Raw genomic sequence first — 19,852 nt, 5'->3', positions numbered from 1 at the left:
ATATAGTTCCATTGGAAACGATTACATAATAAGGAGTGGAATATGTATGATTCGTTATGAATATGGTGGCGATGAATTTATTTTCGTTGAGTTGTCGGAAGAGATGAGTTTAGAAGCAAACTTTAAAGCGATGGCCATTACGAATAAATTAAAAGAGGAAAATTTAAATAGTATTATCGATATTTGTCCCGGAAACGCTTCATTCATGATTCGTTTTGTTCCGGAAGAAATCCATCCGAATGAAGTGATTGAGAAATTAAAGAAGTTAGAAGCTGAAGTGTCTTGGGAGGACATGACAATTAATTCACGTATTGTTGATGTTCCGATCTTTTTTGAAGACCCTTGGACACATGAAGTGTTAATGCGATTCAGAGATCGACATCAAGATCCGGAAAGTACGGATTTAGAATATGCTGCACGCATTAATGGGTATGATTCCAAAGAGGATTTAATTAAAGCAATGACAGATTCTCCTTATCTCGTATCGATGATTGGTTTTGTACCAGGACTTCCTTGGTGTTATCAAATGGTGCCACAAGAAAAGCAGATTGAAGTACCAAAATATGTAAGACCTCGTACGTTTACACCGGAAAGAGCGTTTGGATTTGGTGGAGCATTTGCAGTTATTTATCCTGTAGAAGGGGCTGGAGGATACCAATTATTCGGTACAGCTGCAGCACCAATTTATGAAAAGGAACAGCGAAATAAAGATTTCAAAGATGACATGACGTTCCCAAGACAAGGCGATATTTTTAGATATCGAAGTGTTACATTGGATGAATACAATGCGATACGTAAAGAAGTAGAAGAAGGAACATTTGAATATTTAACGAAAGACTTCTCGTATAAACCACAAGATGTATTGAAAGATCCGAAAGCATTTTCTGAAGATGTGATAAGGAGGTTATATGCATGATTAAAGTATTGCAACCTGGTTTACAAACGACTGTACAAGACATTGGAAGAATTGGCCATTATGAAGTAGGAATGCCACCATCAGGAGCGATGGATAAATATGCATTTACGACGAGTAATTTACTTGTTGGAAATGATGAAAATAGTGCGGTTCTAGAAATTACGTATATGGGACCGAAACTACAATTTGAAGAAGATGCGGTCATCGCTATTACAGGTGGGGAAATTCCACCAAAAATTAATGATGAACCTGTTGCTATGTGGGAAACTTTAGAAATAAAGGGTGGAGATGTTTTATCTTTTGACTTTGTAAAAGGTGGAGCACGTGTTTATTTAGCAGTCCGTGGTGGGATTGATGTACCAGTTATTATGGAATCACGTTCGACATACACATTATGTGGTATTGGTGGTTTGGATGGTCGTCAATTACAAGAGGGAGATACTTTAGCGATAGGAAATGAAGCAAAAGTGGACGTGCAAATTGGTCAAGCAATCGATGCATCTCTCATTCCTACATATGGAAAGAGCCATGAAATTAGAGTGATTATGGGCTTATGTAGTTACCGACTAACAGAAGAAAGTAAACAAAAATTCTTTGATTTAGAATGGCAAGTAACACCTGAAGCAAATCGAGTCGGATACCGTTTCAAAGGGGAAAGATTGAACTTTGTAGAAAGAGAACAACCATTTGGTGCAGGTAGTAACCCTTCTAACGTGGTTGATTTAGGGTATCCAATTGGTTCTATTCAAGTACCTGATGGAGTTGAGCCGATTGCATTATTAAATGATGCTGTAACAGGTGGCGGATATGTAACAATTGCAACAATTATTAGTACGGATTTAGATAAAATGGCACAAATTAAATCAGGCGAGAAAGTAAAGTTTATTTCTCTAACGATTGAAGAAGCGCTAGAGGCTAGAAAAGAAGTAAAAGAAAAATTAGATCAAATTAGAAAACAACTAACATAGTTATTGGAGGAATATGAAATGAGTAGTCAAAATGTTGTATCACCAATTCCAGGAGTGTTTTATCGTAAACCAGCACCAGATCAAGATGTGTATGTAAATGAAGGAGATGCGGTAAAAACCGGGGATGTGATCGGTTTAGTAGAAGTAATGAAAAATTTCTATGAAGTAAAAGCAGAGGTGGATGGAGTATTAAAAGAATTTTTAGTAGAAGACCAGACAATGTTAGAAGCAGGTCAAGATATAGCAGTAATTGAATAATTATAGTTTTGGGAAGAGGCAGAGGTGAAAGGATTTGGCTTTATTTGAAAAAGTATTAATTGCTAATCGTGGTGAAATAGCGAGACGTATTATTCGTACTTGTGACAGACTTGGGATTAAAACGGTAGCTATTTATTCTGATGCAGATGCAGAAGCTCCATTTGTGAAGGAAGCAACGGAAGCGATAAGTATAGGTGGAACTTTAGCGAAGGACAGCTATTTAAATATAGATAAAGTAATAACGATTGCAAAGGAACAAGGGGTGGATGCGATTCACCCGGGCTATGGATTTTTATCGGAAAATGCCAATTTTGTCGAGCGTTGTGAGGAAGCGGGTATTACGTTTATCGGTCCAGATAAGGAAACGATGGAGGTAATGGGAAGTAAATTACTGTCTCGAAATAAAATGATCGAAGCAGGTGTCCCAGTCGTACCTGGAACAGATGGAAGGCTTGAATCCTTAGAGGAAGCAAAACAAGTGGCAACAGAGCTTGGTTATCCACTCATGCTAAAAGCAAGTGCTGGTGGTGGAGGAATCGGGATGAAGCTAGTACAAAATGAAGAAGAACTAGTATCAGCTTATGAAACGACTAAAACACAAGCGAAAAATTTCTTTTCAGATGATCAAATCTTTTTAGAAAAATGGATCGATGAGCCACGCCATATTGAAGTACAAATAGCAGCAGATACGAAAGGGAATGTGATTCATTTATTCGAAAGAGAATGTTCTGTTCAACGTAGACATCAAAAAGTAATTGAAGAATCTCCTTCCCCTTTTTTAACGGATTCCTTGCGTGAACAATTGCTAGAGGCAGCAGTACAAGGTGTAAAACATATCGGATATTCCAATTTAGGTACGATGGAATTTATCTTTGATAGAGATGGGAACTTTTACTTTTTAGAGATGAATACGAGATTACAAGTAGAACATCCAGTAACAGAGGAAGTAACAGGTCTTGATTTAATAGAATGGCAATTACGGATTGCGGCAAACGAAGTTTTACCATTAGCCCAAGAGGAAATAAAGTTTGAAGGGCATGCAATTGAAAGTCGTCTATATGCAGAGGACCCGAAAACATATTTTCCATCACCTGGAAAAATTTCGAAGTTAGTTTTACCTGAAGGTATTGGACGATTTGACTTTGGAATTGAAGAAGGAACAGATGTGATCCCTTTTTATGATCCGATGGTTGGAAAAATTATTGTCCATGGAACAGATCGTAATGAGGCGATTGCTAAAAAGCGAAAAGTGTTAGAACAAATGGAAGTAGAAGGAATTACTTGTAATTTACCATTATTGCAAAGAATTATGGATGCAGAAGCATTCACTACTGGAAATTATACGACGAAATTTTTAGATGAGTTTAATAAATAATGAACGGATTGTGTGGTGGACAAAATGAAAGTAGATTTAAATTGTGATATGGGCGAAAGTTTTGGCTTATATACACAGGGCAATGATGAAGCGATGATGCAATATATAACGTCAGCGAACATTGCATGTGGATACCATGCAGGAGATCCTCACGTTATGAGAGAAACAGTTCGTCTTGCAAAGGAACATAGTGTTGCTATCGGTGCCCATCCAGGATTGCCCGACCTTGTAGGTTTTGGGCGCCGGAAGATGGATTGTACGACGGCTGAGATGAAAGATTTTATCACTTATCAAATGGGTGCTTTACGTGAATTTGCGCGTGCTACAGGTGTTGGGATAGATCATTGTAAACCGCATGGAGCTTTTTATATGCAAGCGATGGAAAATAAGGAAGTAGCACGAGCAATTTTAGAGGCTATCCATGATGTCGATAAAAACACGATTGTATTTGCAGTAAATAATTCTGCAATGTTAGAAGAAGCGATAAAAATGGGAATTCCTGTAGCGAAAGAAGGATATGCCGATAGAGAACATACAGAGGATGGCAATCTCGTTTTAACACGTAAAGGTTCTGCCATAGATGATTATGAAAAAATGGCTCAGCGTGTCGTTCGAATGGTGAAAGAAAAGAAAGTAATAACATTTGACGATAAAGATGCGGCGATTGAAGTGGAAACGGTTTGTATCCACGGTGATACTCCAGGGGCAGTCGATTTAGCAAAAGCGATTGTCCATGCATTAAAAGCAGAAAATATCGAAATTGCACCAGTAAGAGAAATAATCGGATAATATGAGGAAAAAGAGTGGACAAAGTCATGTGTAAACCCCTTTGTTCACTCTTTTTTTAGGATGTTTTTATATATTACAATTCATGGCGAATGATTGTTGATACTATGCCGTAAAAATTTGCTGTAGTCGGTTAATTGCTTCTTTTATTTCATCGGTTTTCGTATTGGCAAATCCAATAATGAGCTCAATATTTTTGGATTGTTTATATTCATCATTTAACGAAAAGCGTTTTAAAGTGTAGATTTCTAATTTGACTTCTTCAGCTAGTCGCTCGATTTCTTCATATGATTTATCTGTAACAAAACGTGCTGTGAAATGCAATCCAGCAGGAATATCATTAATAGTACATGTATCTTTAAATGTATTTTTTAATGTTTGTATTAGAAGGTTTCGCTTCTTTTCATAATGTTGCGTCATTTTTTTTATATGTCGTTCATACATGCCAGATTGGATGAAGTGATGAAGAGTGTACAGTGACAATGTATTCGTATAATTAATTAGATCTGAAAATTTTTCACGATAAATTTTTAATAAATTGATTGGCAAAACCATGTAACTAATGCGTAACGTCGGTAAAAGTGATTTAGAAAATGATCCAAAGTAAATGACACGTTGATGGTGGTCCAAACTTTGTAAGGAAGGAATATTATCTGTTTGATATTTAAACTCACTATCATAGTCATCTTCAATAATATAACGATTTTCCTTTTTTAATGCCCAATTTAATAATTCAATTCTTCTAGAAATAGGCATAATTTTTCCAGATGGAAATTGATGGGAAGGCGTAACGAATAAAAAGTCTGCTTTAGATTGATCCACAGCTTCTATGTTTGCACCATGTTCATCTAATGGAATTAATTTTGTGTCTAATTGTATATGATTTGTGAGCATCGAGTAGATTCTAGGGTATCCTGGCGACTCCATTGCAACCGTTGTTGTATCAACTGTCAGTGACATTAATTGTTTGACGAGTGGTTGTGTACCTGAGCTTATGACGATTTGTTCCGGTTCACATTTTACTCCACGGGAAAGAGCGATAAACTTTGCAATCGTTTTTCGAACTTCATACGGCCCTTGTGGATGCCCAATTTCTGATAACTCTTCGCTAAATTGTTTGATTGCTTCCTTTTCACATTTCAACCAATCTTGAAAAGGAAATTCATCAATATCTGCTGTCATATGTGATAAAGAAACAGAACCACTTCTATTTTTACCTTTTTCTCGTAAATAGGAGGGGAAATCATCGTTGGCATTTTTGGTCGTAGAAAATTGCGCGATTTCTTCGACATAATACCCACTGCGTTCAATAGTATAGATATATCCCTCCGCTAAAAGCTGTTCGTATGCGTTCGTTACTGTATTAATGCTTATTCCGAGTTGTTCTGATAAAGTGCGTTTTGTCGGTAGTTTCTCATGCGCTTTATATGTGCGGTCTAAAATTTTATTTTTAAACTCTTTATATATTTGTTGGTATAAATAGCTCGCTGATTGACTTTTATCAATATTAATTAAAATCATCTTATTTCACATCCTTTTGGTTCTAATGAAAAGATAAAACTGGTTCTTTTAACAATACCAAATCATTCCTATAATAATCAATAGATAACAGAAAATCTTTACAAATTCCAATGTTTTTTGTTGGCATGTATTTGAATTGTTAGCGTTCACATATGTATAGGAGGGTATAAGATGATGAAAACAAACGATATACAAAAAGATTTACAAGAAAAGAGAGCAAAATTTGTACCAAGAGGGGTAAGTAATGGGAATTTAGCTATTGCAGATCATGGGAAAAATGCAACATTAGTTGATAAGGCAGGAAATGAATGGATTGATTTTGCAGGAGCAATTGGCACATTAAATGTTGGCCACACACACCCTAAAGTAACAGAAGCAATTAAAAATCAAGTAGATAAATTTTTACATCCAGGATTTAACTGTATGATGTATGAGGGATATATTCGTGTAGCGGAAAAACTAGTAGAGTTAACACCAGGAGAGTTCGATAAACAGGCAATTTTATTTAACTCTGGAGCAGAAGCGGTGGAAAATGCAGTGAAAATTGCACGAATGTATACGAATCGACAAGCAGTTGTGACTTTTCAACGTGGTTTCCATGGACGAACGAATTTAACGATGGGAATGACGAGTAAAGTAAAACCATATAAATTCGGATTTGGACCATTTACACCAGAAATTTATCAAGCACCATTCCCATATATGTATCAAAAACCTGCTGAAATGTCTGAAGAAGGCTTTATAGAGGAAGCAATTAAACAGTTCGAAGCATTCTTTGTTGAAATTGTTGCCCCTGAAATGGTTGCTTGTATTGTAATGGAACCGATTCAAGGTGAGGGTGGATTTATCATTCCTCCAAAAGCATTTGTACAGCACGTACGTGAATTTTGTACGAAACATGGCATTCTGTTTGTAGCAGATGAAATTCAAACAGGATTTGGACGTACTGGGAAAATGTTTGCTATTGAGTCCCATTTTGGGGTCGTTCCTGATTTAATGACAATTTCTAAATCACTTGCAGCAGGTATGCCTTTAAGTGCGGTCGTTGGAAGAACAGACGTTATGGAAGTACCAGGGCCTGGACAACTAGGAGGAACTTTTGCCGGAAATCCAGTTGCTTGTGAAGCGGCACTTGCAGTAATGGATGTGATGGAAGAAGAAAATCTTTGTGACAGAGCAGAAGGAATTGGGGAAAAAATCGAAAAGCAATTGTCTGTTTATGCAGGGGAATATAATTTTGTTGGAGAAATTCGCCGTTTAGGTGCGATGGTTGCAGTGGAAATTATTTCAGAAGATGGTAACCCAGATCCGACTCGTACATCAAAAATTGCGAAATATGCAAATGAGCATGGACTTTTATTGTTAACAGCAGGAATTAATGGAAATGTTATTCGCTTTTTACCACCATTAGTAACGACAGATGATGAACTTAAAAAAGGTTTTGCTATTTTAACAGATGCATTTGCATCCGTAAAATAAGATACAAAGATGAATTAAGTAAAAATTGGTTTTTACTTTCTGTATAGAGGGAACAGAAAGATAGAATACCGAACGGAAATTAACTTTATATGTGAAAGGATGTTTGACATGTCGGTAATTAAAGTAACTAACCCTGCTACAGGTGAATTAGTAAAAGAAATTAACATGAATACAACCGAAGAAATTAGCGATATGATTCAAAAAGGTCATGATTATTTTTACACGTGGAAAGAATTGAATGCTCATGCACGTGCAAAATTACTATTAAAATGGTCTGCATTAATTAAAGAGCATCAAGCTGAAATTGCAGAACTAATGACGCGAGAGAATGGGAAACCTTTAAGTGAATCAATGGGAGAAGTAATTTATGCTACAGACTATATTGATTGGTATGCGGAAGAAGCGAAAAGAATTTATGGCAGAACGATTCCTGCAAATAATGATCAAAAACGCATAGTCGTTAGCAAACACCCAATCGGACTCGTTGCAGCGATTACTCCGTGGAATTTCCCGGCAGCGATGATGACGAGAAAAGCTGCTCCAGCACTTGCGGCAGGTTGTACATTTATCGTAAAACCTGCAGTAGAAACGCCATTAACGACGATTCGATTAGTAGAACTTGCTCATGAAGCTGGAATTCCTGAAGCGGCGATCCAATGTGTCAATGGTCGTGGACGGGATGTTGGAGATATTTTTACAGAAAGTCCATTAATCCGAAAAATTACTTTTACAGGATCGACACCGGTCGGAAAGTCCATTATTAAAAATAGTGCAGACACAGTGAAGAGCGTTACGATGGAATTAGGTGGTCATGCACCTGTCATTATTGCAAAAGATGCAGATATTGATTTAGCTGTCGCTCAAACGATTATCTCTAAATATCGAAACGCTGGGCAAACTTGTGTTTGTGCAAATCGTATCATTGTGCATGAAAGTATTGTAGATGAATTTTCTGAGAAATTAGCTGAAAAAGTAAAAGAACTAAGAGTAGGGAATGGGATGGATCAAGGAACAGATATTGGTCCTGTCATTAATCGTGGCGCATATGAAAAAATTGCAGCTCAAGTACAAGATGCAATCGATAAAGGTGCAGAAGTGTTAGTAGGAAATAAATATGATGTAAGCGATGAAAGTAGCTATTACTTCGTCCATCCAACTGTGTTAAAAAATGTAAATGTAGACATGGATATTATGTACGAAGAAACATTTGGACCGATTGCTCCGATTATTTCATTTAATACAATAGAGGAAGCAGTAAAAATTGCCAACGATACACCGTTTGGTCTTGCGGCGTATTTCTTTACGAATGATTACCGTACAGGTATTCAATTACATGAAAAATTGGAATACGGCATTATTGGTTGGAATGATGGTGGACCATCTGCTGCCCATGCTCCATTTGGTGGAATGAAAGAAAGTGGATTAGGGCGTGAAGGTGGAATTGAAGGAATTGAACCATATTTAGAAACGAAATATTTATCGATTGGTAATGTATAACGATTGTAAATGTTTTGTAAATGGTAAGGATAAGAAGTTGACATGTTTTCGTAAATAAAATATACTGAAAAAGTAATTTATTAAATAACGAAATAATTATATATTTCGGGTAGAGAATAAGGATGAGAAACCCCGACATAGAAAGGACACATACACTGTTTGTATGGCGTCTTTTCTTGTCGGGTTTTTTGTGCGCAAAAAATCTGACGAGGAGGCGGATCAACGTATAAAATCAGTAATTTAACAAAAGATGAATAAATAACGTAGCGAATTTTAGAGAATAGGGAGAGAAAAAATGAGTATTGATTATTTAGATCATCCGAAAGATGAGAAAAAGTTAAGAAGGTTTCAACGTAAAGTAACAATTGTATCCGCTGGTGGAACATTTTTGGATGGATTTGACTTAACGATTATCGCAGTTGCGATGCCGTTAATTATTCAACAATGGGGTATTAACGCTTTAGAACAAAGTATTTTGGTTGCTTCAGCAATTATCGGTTCATTTATAGGAGCGGCTTGGTTAGGAAAGTTAACTGATACATTCGGTCGTAAGAAAATGATAACGATTGATTTATTCGCGTTCGTTGTTTTTGCTATTTTAACTGCAGTTGCACCGAATGTCATTTGGTTAATTGTATTTAGATTTTTACTCGGAATAGGAATTGGTGCCGATTATCCGATATCCGCAACCTTAGTAGCAGAGTTTAGTTCAACGAAAAACCGTGGTCGTCAAGGTACATTCCTTGCAATGATGTGGTTTGTTGGAGCTGTTACGGCATATATTTCAGGGGTATTATTATTACCGCTTGGTGAAACTGCATGGCGCTGGATGTTCTTATTAGGAGCACTTTTTGCATTAATTATCTTTATTTTCCGTATTGGTTTACCAGAATCACCTAGATGGTTAGCATCACATGGAAGACAAGAAGAAGCACAACAAATTATTTATGATTTAACTGGAAATCGAGTAGAAATTAAACCAGAACCACAAAGAAAAGTTAAAATTAGTTATTTATTTTCACCAAAATTAAGAAGACGTACAATTTTTGTAACTGGTTTCTGGTTCTGTTATGCGACAGCATATTATGGAATTTCAATGTATACTCCGACAATTTTATCGGCGTTTACAGAAGGTTCACAACAGGCAACATATATTGCCTCATCTATCGTTAGTATTATCGGTTTAGTCGGTGCATTCATCGGTATGAACTTAGTAGAAAATTGGGGAAGACGTCCATTATTGATTACATCTTTTGCAGGTTTAACGACAGCATTAGTTATTTTGACGATTAACTCTCACCCAACTTTAACTTTCTTAGTTATTTTATTTAGTATTGCAGTATTATTCTCTAACATGGGTGGAGGAATTTTAAACTTCGTATATCCGACAGAGTTATTCCCTACGAATATTCGTGCAGGGGCATCAGGATTTGCGACATCGATTAGTAGAATTGGATCTATTTTAGGGGTATTAGTATTCCCGAATTTAGTTGCAGCTTGGGGTAACAGTGCTGCTCTAGGATTCTTTGCGTTTATCGGATTTTCAGGATTAATGATTACAATCATTTTAGCACCTGAAACAAAAGGACAAAGATTAGAAGACATTAACGACGAATCATTTGTAGAGGGGAAATAAAAATGAACAAATGGCTTAGTATATGGGGTATTGGACAAGATGTTACTGCGGAAGATTTTACGAAAATAAAAGAAGCAGGTTTTGTTGGTGTTGAAGTTTGGGCAGAACATAAACATGCGGTACAACATTTTGAATATGCACAGCAAAATGGCTTAGAAATTGGCCTTCATTTACCGTTTCATGATTTAAACTTAGCTTCGCCTTTTCAAGCGGTAGAAGATTTAATTTTTGAAGAAAATTTAAAGTGGTTTAAATTATTGCAAAAATATAATGGAGGACATGCAGTTATCCATGGTGGTTCAGCTATGGCTTCTGAATATCGTGAAGAAGCAGAAGCTTTATTAATCAAACGTTTAAGTGTACAACGTGCGATTGCACGCGAACACGGTGTGGAATTATTGTTTGAAAACCAAATACCAGATGGATTAAATTACATGCATATTTTCCCATCATCTGTGGAAGAATGGTTATCTATTTTACATGAAACGAATACGAAAGCTTGTTTAGATACAGGACATTTAGCTGTTCTAGGCGCTGATTTACGTGAAACAATTGAAAAATTAGGCGATAAATTAGTATCCGTTCATTTATCAGATAATGATGCAAAAAGTGACTTACACTTAATGCCAGGTGAAGGAAACAATACATCAGAAGGATTAGAAGATATTTTACAAGCGAATGGTTATACAGGACCTGTCGTGTTTGAAATTAATCCGTATAAATATACGTTAGAAGAAATCTTACAACATCCTTCTGTTAAAGCATAATATCGTCGTACAATATATGATGCATATATAAAAACCATTCCCCATATACTATATGGAAAATAGGGGGATTGAGCATGGAACTATTGTCAATAGATGTAGAATTAATTGTAAAACTAATTATATCAGCCCTTTTTGGTTTAATTATTGGGATTGAACGAGAATTGAAGAAAAAACCACTCGGTTTAAAAACGAGTCTCGTTATTTCCATTATTAGTTGCTTAATAACAATTGTATCCATTGAATCTGCATATGTATTTCCTGGTAATGATGCGACAGAAATTAGAATGGACCCACTGCGTCTAGCTGCCCAAATTGTATCTGGAATTGGGTTTCTAGGTGCGGGGGTCATTTTAAGAAGAGATAATGATCGTATTTCAGGTTTAACGACTGCCGCAATGATTTGGGGGGCAGCAGGAATTGGAATTGCAGTTGGAGCAGGATTTTATATAGAGGCAACAGTCGGTGTACTGTTACTAATGATTAGTGTAGAAATTATTCCATTAATTATGACGAAAATTGGCCCGAAAAAATTGTGGAAAAAAGATGTGAAAATAAAAGTTGTTGTTAATGAATTGGAAAGTGTCGAAAAAACGGTAAAAACATTAAAAGACAAACAATTCTTCATTTCACATTTACGCGTAAAAGAGTTATTAGATGAAAAAGCACATTTAATCGAAGTACGTGTGAAAATCCAAGCGCAAATGGATGTCACAAAAGTATATACATCTCTGAAAGAAATGGACGATGTAAAAAAGGTAGAAATTATTAGTTAATGTGGACTTGGGGGAGAATTTTTTGAGTAGAGGTTTTATTTTTGATTTGGATGGAACGATTTACTTAGATGATGCGATGATCGAAGGAGCAAATGAAGCAATTGCGACATTAAAGCAACGAGGAGACCGTGTCATTTTTTTAACGAATAAATCGATTTCAACACGTCATGAATATGTAGAAAAATTAAATCGTATGGGAATTGATGCAGTATTAGATGAAGTCATTAATTCTAATTTTATTACTGCAAAATATTTATTAACAAAATTAGGTAAAAATGAACGTGCCTATGTGATCGGTGAACAACCATTATTTGATGAATTAAGCGAAGCGAATGTACCGATGACAGATAATGCATTAGAAGCAGCTTATGTTGTCATTGGATGGGATCGCCAATTTACATATGCAAAAATTAATGATGCATTTCAAGCATGGAAAAACGGTGCAAAAATTATTGCGACAAATCCTGATAAAACTTGCCCTGTTGTTGGCGGCGAATTACCAGATTGTGCCGCAATGATTGGAGCATTAGAGGCTGTTACGGGAGAACCAATCGAGCTTGTTGTCGGAAAACCGTCTGCATTTATGGCAAATTACGTTGTATCTGACGTACTTCAAATGACTCCTAATAATTGTTATATGGTCGGGGACCGACTAGAAACAGATATTAAAATGGCAAATGATGCAAAGATTAATTCTGTTCTAGTAATGACAGGTATTACAACAGAAGAGATGTTGCAACAAACTTCGAATAAACCTAATTTCGTATTACAAAGTGTAAAGGATATTGGGACCTTATAAGTCTAATTCCCACATTTTTGGATTACCAGATGAGATAGCTAGAGCCCCAGATTGTAATGCTTCGAGCACTTCAGATTCACTGTTGATTAGCCCGCCGGAAATAATTGGATAAGGCAATTTTCTCGCTAATTTATCAATTACTTTAGGAATCACTCCAGGCATTACTTCCACTGCATCAGGGGAACTAGAATTTACCATTTCTATTCCTTTTGATACGGCATTACCATCTAATAAAAATATACGTTGGACTGTCATTAAACCTAAGTCTTTCGCATGTTTTATTAGGTGGTTTTTTGTTGTAATGATACCTGTCGGTTTCCATTGTTTTGCAACGAACTCTAAGGCACTTTTTGAATTCGATAATCCATCAATGAATTCTAAGTGGATAAATATTTCCTTATTTGCTGCGCGAAGTTTTTCAATATATTGTTCCATCGTCGTTAAATTCCCAGTAATTAAAAAAACGATGTTCGGTTTGCTATGAATCGCAGTTTCTAAGTCCTTTTCCTTTTGAACAGATGCAATGATTTGTGAGTCAACCATGTCTACAAAATTCATATTGAATGTTCTCCTAACTTTATGTTAACGTTGCTATAAGATATATTTTTCCTGCTTAATTATAGCATACACTTAGTGGAAATTAAATAATCAGTCATGAAAAAAATAGCGGAGATGATTGATTCATCGCAGTTTTGTCTTAAGTGGGAAATAAAGGAAGTGGTTCGAACATAGAAAGGTAGTTTTGATGTGATACGTTTCATAAGTCGTGTAAGAAAGACATAAAATTGTATAGTAGTCGCTTATGAGTTTATTAAGTGCAATCAGCCTCATGTTTATGTTGTAAGGACTTTCATATGAAATGTGTATAATGTTTAAAAGCCCTATTTTCACCAAGTTTTGGAAACGTTTCAGATAAAAAGTATTTATTGGAAGATTCACAAAATTGGAACATATATAAACGTTGATTTAACAACGTTTATAGGCGTTTTTTAAAAGGATAATTAATTGCAATAATAGATAGAAATTTCTTATAATGGAAGAGTTATATATTTTAAATCTCTTAGGAGGGTTTATATTGAAGAAAAAAGGATTGCTACAACGGTCCTTAGATAGAGTAGAGTTTATTGGAAACAAATTACCACATCCAGTTACTCTTTTTGCTATATTGGCGTTGTTAGTAGTAGTATTATCTGCTATCATTTCTCAGTTCGGAATTAGCGTAGAGCACCCTGGTGAAGCAGGAGAAATGGTAGAAGTTACGAATCTATTGAGTCGAGAAGGTATACAACATATTTTCTTATCAATAACTGATAATTTCATCAACTTCGCACCACTAGGAATCGTGTTAGTTACGATGCTAGGAATTGGAATTGCGGAAAGTACGGGATTAATTAGTGCGTTATTACGCGGTTTTGTATTATCAGTACCGAAACAATTAATCACTGCGGCTTTAGTGTTTGCAGGGGTTATGTCGAGTGTAGCATCAGATGCAGGGTATGTTGTATTACCACCACTTGGGGCGGTAATTTTTGCTGGATTAGGCCGACACCCATTAGCGGGACTTGCCGCGGCATTTGCAGGGGTTTCAGGAGGATTCAGTGCGAATTTAATTTTAACATCACTTGATCCATTATTAGCAGGAATGACAATGGATGCAGTTATGATGGTGGACCCGGCATATGCTGAAACAATGAACGTTGCAATGAACTTATACTTTATTATCGTTTCTGTATTCTTATTAACATTAGTCGGTTGGTTCGTTACAGAAAAAATTGTGGAACCACGTTTAGGCACATATTCTGGAGAATATCGTGAAAAATTAGAAGGGTTAAAGCCAATTGAGAAAAAAGGTTTAACTTGGGCAGGAGTTTCCGTGGCGATAGTTTTAATTGGGGTTGCATTACTCGTTATTCCGGAAAACGCGCCACTTCGAGCGATAGATGATGGTTCTGGTGAGTTTACGTTAATGGACTCACTTGCGCCGTTTATGAATGCGTTAGTACCAATTATTGCCTTATTATTCTTTGTACCAGGTTTAGTTTATGGTATGGCTACGAAGGAAATAAAAAATGATAAAGATGTTGCAGATTCTTTAGCGAAAACGATGGCAACAATGGGAACATTTATTGTTCTATCCTTCACTGCGGGACAATTCGTCGCATTTTTCGCAGATAGTAATATGGGATTAATAGTAGGAGTATTTGGGGCGAACTTTTTAGAAAGTATTAAATTAACCGGTATTCCATTATTACTCGTATTTATTATCATTTGTGCTGTGATCAACTTATTCATCGGAAGTGCTTCAGCGAAATGGGCAATGATGGCGCCGATTTTCGTGCCGATTATGATGCAATTAGGTTATTCACCAGAGGTAACTCAAATGGCCTACCGTATCGCTGACTCATCAACGAATATGATTACACCATTAATGACATATTTTGCTCTAATTATCGCATTTGCTCAAAAATACGATAAGAAAATGGGAATTGGTACGATGATATCTGTTATGATTCCTTATTCGATGTTCTTCTTAATATTCTGGACGATTTTACTTGTTGGCTGGATTTTATTAGGAATTGATTTAGGGCCAGGTTCACCAATTTTATATCCTTAATAAGCAAATAGGATTTGATTAAAAACGAAAGAAAACAGAAAAAGGAGTTTCAGTAAATTTTTTTTACTGAGACTCTTTTTTGTCGTATACGTTAAACACTGTTGATCAATCGTTATATTTTCACAAGCATTCAGACATTGGAAAAATAGTTACCATATATCAAGCACAGACTGACACTAACGATCGTAGCGAGGGGATAAATAACAAAATAAAGGTATTGAATTATCGAAACTTTTATCACTTCAAAAATAGAATTATTCTACACTTTAAATGGAGCTCAATCATACAAAGTAAAAAATCCTCCTCCCTTAGAGCATAGGCTACAAAGGAAGAGGAAACTAGCATGTAAACAACCAGATGAAACGTAGGAAATGTACGTAGACTCCTGCGTGAGGAAAGATAGATAAGACAAGGGAAGGAAAAGCCTGAGCTTTGCTTAGCAGCCGCACGCGGAAAGCGGAGTATGATATATTCACGCTGCTCTGATTGGCTTTTTATTGGCCCAACACAATTAAATATTAAATGACTTTAAGAGGGTCACTAAAACTATTTGATAAAGAGCCTAAAAAACCATCCACTTTTATAGGTATTGCCATAAAAATGGATGGTTTTTTTCATTGTTTTTAAATATATAATTTATATCGGAAACTATTTGACTAAATAAATATTAAACGCTATTAAGAACCTTTTACTAATTTTCCGCGAATTTTATTGGAAGCAAATTCGATAATTAACACTAAAACGACTAATCCTATTAAAATTGCTCCAACTTGGTCCCATTTGTATGAACGCATTGCGAATATTAAAGGGGCACCAATACCACCAGCTCCAACTAAACCTAATGTTGCAGCATCACGTAAATTAATATCGAAACGATAAATTGTTACCGATAAAAATATCGCAAATAATTGCGGTAAAATACCATAACGGATTTTTTCAAATGTTGTACACCCAATCGATGTCATCGATTCTAATACTTTCACATCTAATTCTTCAATTGCATCTACGAATAACTTGGATAACATACCGATGGATGTTAAACCAACCGTTAGTACACCCGCAAATGGCCCAGGTCCTGTCACACGAATAAACATCAGACCATATACTAATGCAGGAATCGTACGGATAATAATTAAAATTAATCTCGTTAACCATGCAACTGGTTTTGGTACAAGGTTAGATGCAGATAAAAAAGCGAATGGAACAGATAAAAATGCACCAATAATCGTTCCTAGAAAAGCAATTGCTAATGTTTCAACGAGTAAGTATGGGACACTTTCCTTTGAAAAATTAAATAAGCTTAAATCTGGATTAAATAAACCAGAAATAATACCTTTTGCAACTTGTATTCCTTTTTGGTCCACATTTTCAAATGTAATAGATGTGACAGACCAAACAAACAATGCAATAACGATAAATGTAATCGTAAAGATATATCCGGTATGGCGTGGTGCTTGTTTTAATTGTTTTTCTAATGTAGACATATGGTAAACTCCTTTAAATTAACTTTTTCCTGAAGTGTTCACTAATTCTTTCAATAATGAAGACTGTAATAACGAGCGCGAAAATAATCATTCCAACACTTGGATAGTCGCGCCATCCTAGTCCTTCATTAATGAGTAATCCTACACCACCAGCACCAACATACCCTAAAATAGCTGCATATCGAACATTTCCCTCAAAACAGAATAATGACTGTGAGAGATAACTAGGTAAAACTTGTGAAAATACTGCATATCTAAATGCTTGAATACGTGTCATTCCTAATGCTTCCATTGCTTCAAAAGCGCCCATATCCACATTTTCTATTGCTTCATATAATAACTTCCCGACATACGAGATTGTAAATAACATTATTGCAATAGTACCAGCTGTAGGCCCTAAGCCAAAAATGAATGTTGCAATTAAAGCAGATACTAATGTTGGTAATGTACGTAACAAGCTTAAAATGAATTTCGTAGTTGTGACAATGAATTTATTATTAATGATATTTGCGGATGCGAGAATTGCAGCAGGTAATGCGATGATCGCACCGATAAATGAACCTAGAAAACTCATCTTTAATGTATCAAATAAAGGCTTCCAAACTTTTGGCATAAAGCTCCAATCAGGTGGAATCATATCTCCGACAATAAAAAAGAATTCTCCAATACGCGTAAATAATACTGTGAAATTAAAATTTGTAAATTTATACGAAAAAATCGCAGCAATGATGATTAATAAAGTAATAAGCGGTGCTTTAGATCTTTTTTGTGATACGACTTTTCCATTTGGCAAGGCAATTTCTCTAGGAGGAAAAATTTTATCATACATATTATTCAGTCTCCTCTAATGCAGCTTGTATTTCTTCTGTTTTCCCACCATAAATTTCATCTAATACGTCTTGGGTAACTTCTTTCGTAGGACCATCATAAACGATTTCCCCTTTACGAATCCCGATAATTCTGTCTGCATATTCTAAAGCGACTTCAACATGGTGGATGTTTAATAAAACGGAAATGTTTGTTTCTTTATTAATACGTTTAAAGTCATCCATGACGACCTTTGCTGTGACTGGGTCTAATGATGCAATAGGCTCGTCCGCTAAAATGATGTCAGGGTTTTGTGCTAATGTTCTTGCTAATGCAACACGTTGTTGTTGTCCACCAGATAATTGATCACAACGGACAAATGCTTTATCTAAAATACCGACTTTATCTAATGCTTCTAGTGCTTTTATTTTATGTTCCTTTTTGACAATACCTGTTATTTTACGCCAATAAGGTAAGTCTGGAACGAATGATACGATAACGTTTTTTAATACAGTCGTTCTCGTTACTAAGTTAAAAGATTGGAAGATCATCCCGATTCGTCTTCTAAAGCGACGTACTTCCTTTCCCCTTAATTTAGATACGTCTGTGCCATCTACTAATAATTGTCCATCTGTAATATTATGCATTAAATTGATGCATCGAAGTAAAGTAGATTTACCTGCACCTGAAAGCCCGATAATTGCAACGAACTCCCCTTGATCAATGGTTAAATTGACATTTGATAATCCTTTTGTGCCATTATCGTATTGCTTTTCGACATTTATAAACTCAATCATAGTTATTCTCCAATCATTTCGAAGTCATTTTTTTGGCCATCATGAATATGATGATAGATAAGAATAGATAATTAAAGACGATATCGACCCAGTATTGGGTCAATAACGTCTTTTTGTTTTTATTTCATGTCACGGATTAATTGCTGAGCTTCTCTTTCTGTCTCATAATCTTCGCTAGTAGCTTCTTGGTATCCTTCGTGACTATAAATAGAAATTACTTCTTTACCTTCTTCTGTTTCAGCAATGTTGATGAATGCTTTTTGTAAAGCAGCTTTTAACTCATCATCCATAATGTCAGAGTTTTTACTTACACTAATTGTATCGTTGTAAATTCCATCTGTAACTCCAATAACATTTGTATCTTCCCAAATATCATTTTTACCATCGAATTTACTTTCCCAATCTTCTGCATAGTCTCTTCTAGCGTCTGCGAATGCAACTAATACGTCTGTTTGTTCAGCAGCTAAACGTGCGAAAGAACTTCCGTATGAATCTGATTGTACAACACTATCTAAATCAGTAATTGATTTGTCGTAGTTTTCTAATAACCATAAAACTGGGTAAATATATCCTGCAGATGAAGAAGATCCCATTACAGACCAGTTGGCACTATTTAAATCTTCCCATGTTAGCTCTTCGCCTTTATTTACTTTTTCAGCTAATTCTTGTCCTTTTTCAGATGGACCAGCGATGAATAAAGAACGGTAGTATGTAGCTTGTTCATCTGTTCCTTCTGTCGGTTTGTTATCGTTCCAGTCTTTTGCATCTTCTGAATCATTGTTTAATCCTGCACGTGTAGAAGTTAAGATAACTTCTGCTCCATCATCATAAAGTACGAATGTACCTCCAGGAACTAATCCAACATCAGTCGTACCAGCTGATAAAGCTTCCCCAACTGCTTCATATGTAGTCCCTACAGAAATATCTACATTATTTACTGTAATACCTTCTTTTTCAAGCTCTTCTTTTAATAAATCTTTTAATGGTTCTGTTGCTGTAATAATTTCGTCAGGGTCTTTTGATGGTACGAAACCAATTTTTAATTCATCGATTTCCTTCCCTCCACCATTTCCATTGCTGTTACTTGCATCATCGTTATTCGATCCACAAGCAGCTAAAATACCAATTGATAAAATCATTACGGCAAACAACATAAAACGTTTTAACATATGTGTATCTCCTTTTTGTAAATTATTATGCTCGAACTTCTATTATAAATTAAAATAAGTTTAATGAATACCCCTTTTCTATAAGTCTTTTTAAATATTAAAATAAGATAACTTATTCGTGTTAGTGAGGCTGGGACAAAACTAGCCTCGGATAAATAAAAATGCTTGTGTTTATCATAAAAAGATAAGCACAAGCATTTTTTCCG

General features: G+C 35.6%; 18 protein-coding genes. 12 read left to right on the top strand and 6 right to left on the bottom strand.

Features of this window, described 5'->3' with window-relative positions; genetic code table 11:
- Positions 1-46 precede the first annotated feature (46 nt).
- Genes SPD45_RS09060 through SPD45_RS09040 form a run of 5 tightly spaced genes read left to right on the top strand, consistent with a single transcriptional unit; the run spans position 47 to position 4,306 of the window.
- Positions 47-916, top strand: coding sequence for a 5-oxoprolinase subunit B family protein (locus tag SPD45_RS09060; RefSeq protein WP_336267420.1), 870 nt, complete (start codon positions 47-49; stop codon positions 914-916).
- On the top strand, positions 913-1,884 hold the full coding sequence (locus SPD45_RS09055) for a biotin-dependent carboxyltransferase family protein (protein WP_336267419.1): 972 nt from the start codon (positions 913-915) through the stop codon (positions 1,882-1,884). Before SPD45_RS09060 ends, SPD45_RS09055 begins: the two co-directional genes overlap by 4 nt.
- An 18-nt stretch (positions 1,885-1,902) precedes the next feature.
- On the top strand, positions 1,903-2,142 hold the full coding sequence (locus tag SPD45_RS09050; RefSeq protein ID WP_336267418.1) for an acetyl-CoA carboxylase: 240 nt from the start codon (positions 1,903-1,905) through the stop codon (positions 2,140-2,142).
- Positions 2,143-2,176: 34 nt separating this feature from the next.
- Positions 2,177-3,517, top strand: coding sequence for an acetyl-CoA carboxylase biotin carboxylase subunit (locus tag SPD45_RS09045; RefSeq protein ID WP_336267417.1), 1,341 nt, complete (start codon positions 2,177-2,179; stop codon positions 3,515-3,517).
- Between the two features lie 24 nt (positions 3,518-3,541).
- Positions 3,542-4,306, top strand: coding sequence for a LamB/YcsF family protein (locus SPD45_RS09040; protein WP_336267416.1), 765 nt, complete (start codon positions 3,542-3,544; stop codon positions 4,304-4,306).
- A 102-nt stretch (positions 4,307-4,408) separates the two neighbouring features.
- Here the strand turns inward: SPD45_RS09040 and gabR are convergent, their stop codons facing one another.
- Positions 4,409-5,824, bottom strand: coding sequence for a MocR-like transcriptional regulator GabR (gene gabR / locus SPD45_RS09035; RefSeq protein ID WP_336267415.1), 1,416 nt, complete (start codon positions 5,822-5,824; stop codon positions 4,409-4,411).
- Positions 5,825-5,995: 171 nt separating this feature from the next.
- On the opposite strand from gabR, the gene gabT reads away from it, so the two are divergent.
- From gabT to SPD45_RS09005, 6 genes are all read left to right on the top strand, one after another.
- Positions 5,996-7,303, top strand: a complete 1,308-nt coding sequence (gene gabT, locus SPD45_RS09030; protein ID WP_336267414.1) for a 4-aminobutyrate--2-oxoglutarate transaminase — start codon at positions 5,996-5,998, stop codon at positions 7,301-7,303.
- A 99-nt stretch (positions 7,304-7,402) separates the two neighbouring features.
- Positions 7,403-8,800, top strand: coding sequence for an NAD-dependent succinate-semialdehyde dehydrogenase (locus tag SPD45_RS09025; protein WP_336267413.1), 1,398 nt, complete (start codon positions 7,403-7,405; stop codon positions 8,798-8,800).
- A gap of 295 nt (positions 8,801-9,095) precedes the next feature.
- Positions 9,096-10,436, top strand: coding sequence for an MFS transporter (locus SPD45_RS09020; protein WP_336267412.1), 1,341 nt, complete (start codon positions 9,096-9,098; stop codon positions 10,434-10,436).
- Positions 10,437-10,438: 2 nt separating this feature from the next.
- On the top strand, positions 10,439-11,203 hold the full coding sequence (locus SPD45_RS09015; RefSeq protein WP_336267411.1) for a sugar phosphate isomerase/epimerase family protein: 765 nt from the start codon (positions 10,439-10,441) through the stop codon (positions 11,201-11,203).
- A gap of 74 nt (positions 11,204-11,277) precedes the next feature.
- Positions 11,278-11,976, top strand: a complete 699-nt coding sequence (locus SPD45_RS09010) for an MgtC/SapB family protein (RefSeq protein ID WP_336267410.1) — start codon at positions 11,278-11,280, stop codon at positions 11,974-11,976.
- A 22-nt stretch (positions 11,977-11,998) separates the two neighbouring features.
- Entirely contained in the window at positions 11,999-12,775 is a 777-nt protein-coding gene (locus SPD45_RS09005; protein WP_336267409.1) for an HAD-IIA family hydrolase, read from the top strand.
- Here the strand turns inward: SPD45_RS09005 and SPD45_RS09000 are convergent.
- A complete protein-coding gene (locus SPD45_RS09000) occupies positions 12,770-13,333 on the bottom strand; it encodes a glycerol-3-phosphate responsive antiterminator (protein WP_336267408.1) in 564 nt (187 codons plus the stop codon). The genes SPD45_RS09005 and SPD45_RS09000 overlap by 6 nt on opposite strands.
- Before the next feature lie 475 nt (positions 13,334-13,808).
- Here SPD45_RS09000 and SPD45_RS08995 point away from each other — a divergent pair, with 475 nt between their 5' ends.
- Positions 13,809-15,389, top strand: a complete 1,581-nt coding sequence (locus SPD45_RS08995) for an AbgT family transporter (RefSeq protein ID WP_336267407.1) — start codon at positions 13,809-13,811, stop codon at positions 15,387-15,389.
- Positions 15,390-16,066: 677 nt separating this feature from the next.
- Here the strand turns inward: SPD45_RS08995 and phnE (SPD45_RS08990) are convergent.
- The 4 genes from phnE (SPD45_RS08990) to SPD45_RS08975 form a co-directional block, all read right to left on the bottom strand.
- On the bottom strand, positions 16,067-16,873 hold the full coding sequence (gene phnE, locus SPD45_RS08990; protein ID WP_336267406.1) for a phosphonate ABC transporter, permease protein PhnE: 807 nt from the start codon (positions 16,871-16,873) through the stop codon (positions 16,067-16,069).
- Between the two features lie 13 nt (positions 16,874-16,886).
- Positions 16,887-17,702, bottom strand: coding sequence for a phosphonate ABC transporter, permease protein PhnE (gene phnE, locus SPD45_RS08985; protein ID WP_336267405.1), 816 nt, complete (start codon positions 17,700-17,702; stop codon positions 16,887-16,889).
- A 1-nt stretch (position 17,703) separates the two neighbouring features.
- Positions 17,704-18,477 carry a phosphonate ABC transporter ATP-binding protein gene (phnC, locus tag SPD45_RS08980; RefSeq protein ID WP_336267404.1) on the bottom strand — a complete coding sequence of 258 codons (774 nt, stop codon included), beginning with the start codon at positions 18,475-18,477 and terminating at the stop codon, positions 17,704-17,706.
- 119 nt (positions 18,478-18,596) lie between these two features.
- Positions 18,597-19,646, bottom strand: coding sequence for a phosphate/phosphite/phosphonate ABC transporter substrate-binding protein (locus SPD45_RS08975; RefSeq protein WP_336267403.1), 1,050 nt, complete (start codon positions 19,644-19,646; stop codon positions 18,597-18,599).
- Between the last annotated feature and the right edge of the window lie 206 nt (positions 19,647-19,852).

Source organism: Pseudogracilibacillus sp. SO10305 (assembly GCF_037072005.1).
Classification (GTDB): Bacteria; Bacillota; Bacilli; order Bacillales; family Amphibacillaceae; genus Pseudogracilibacillus; species Pseudogracilibacillus intestinigallinarum.
Note: the sequence above shows the minus strand (reverse complement) of the source record. Positions and strands in the feature narration are given on the sequence as shown.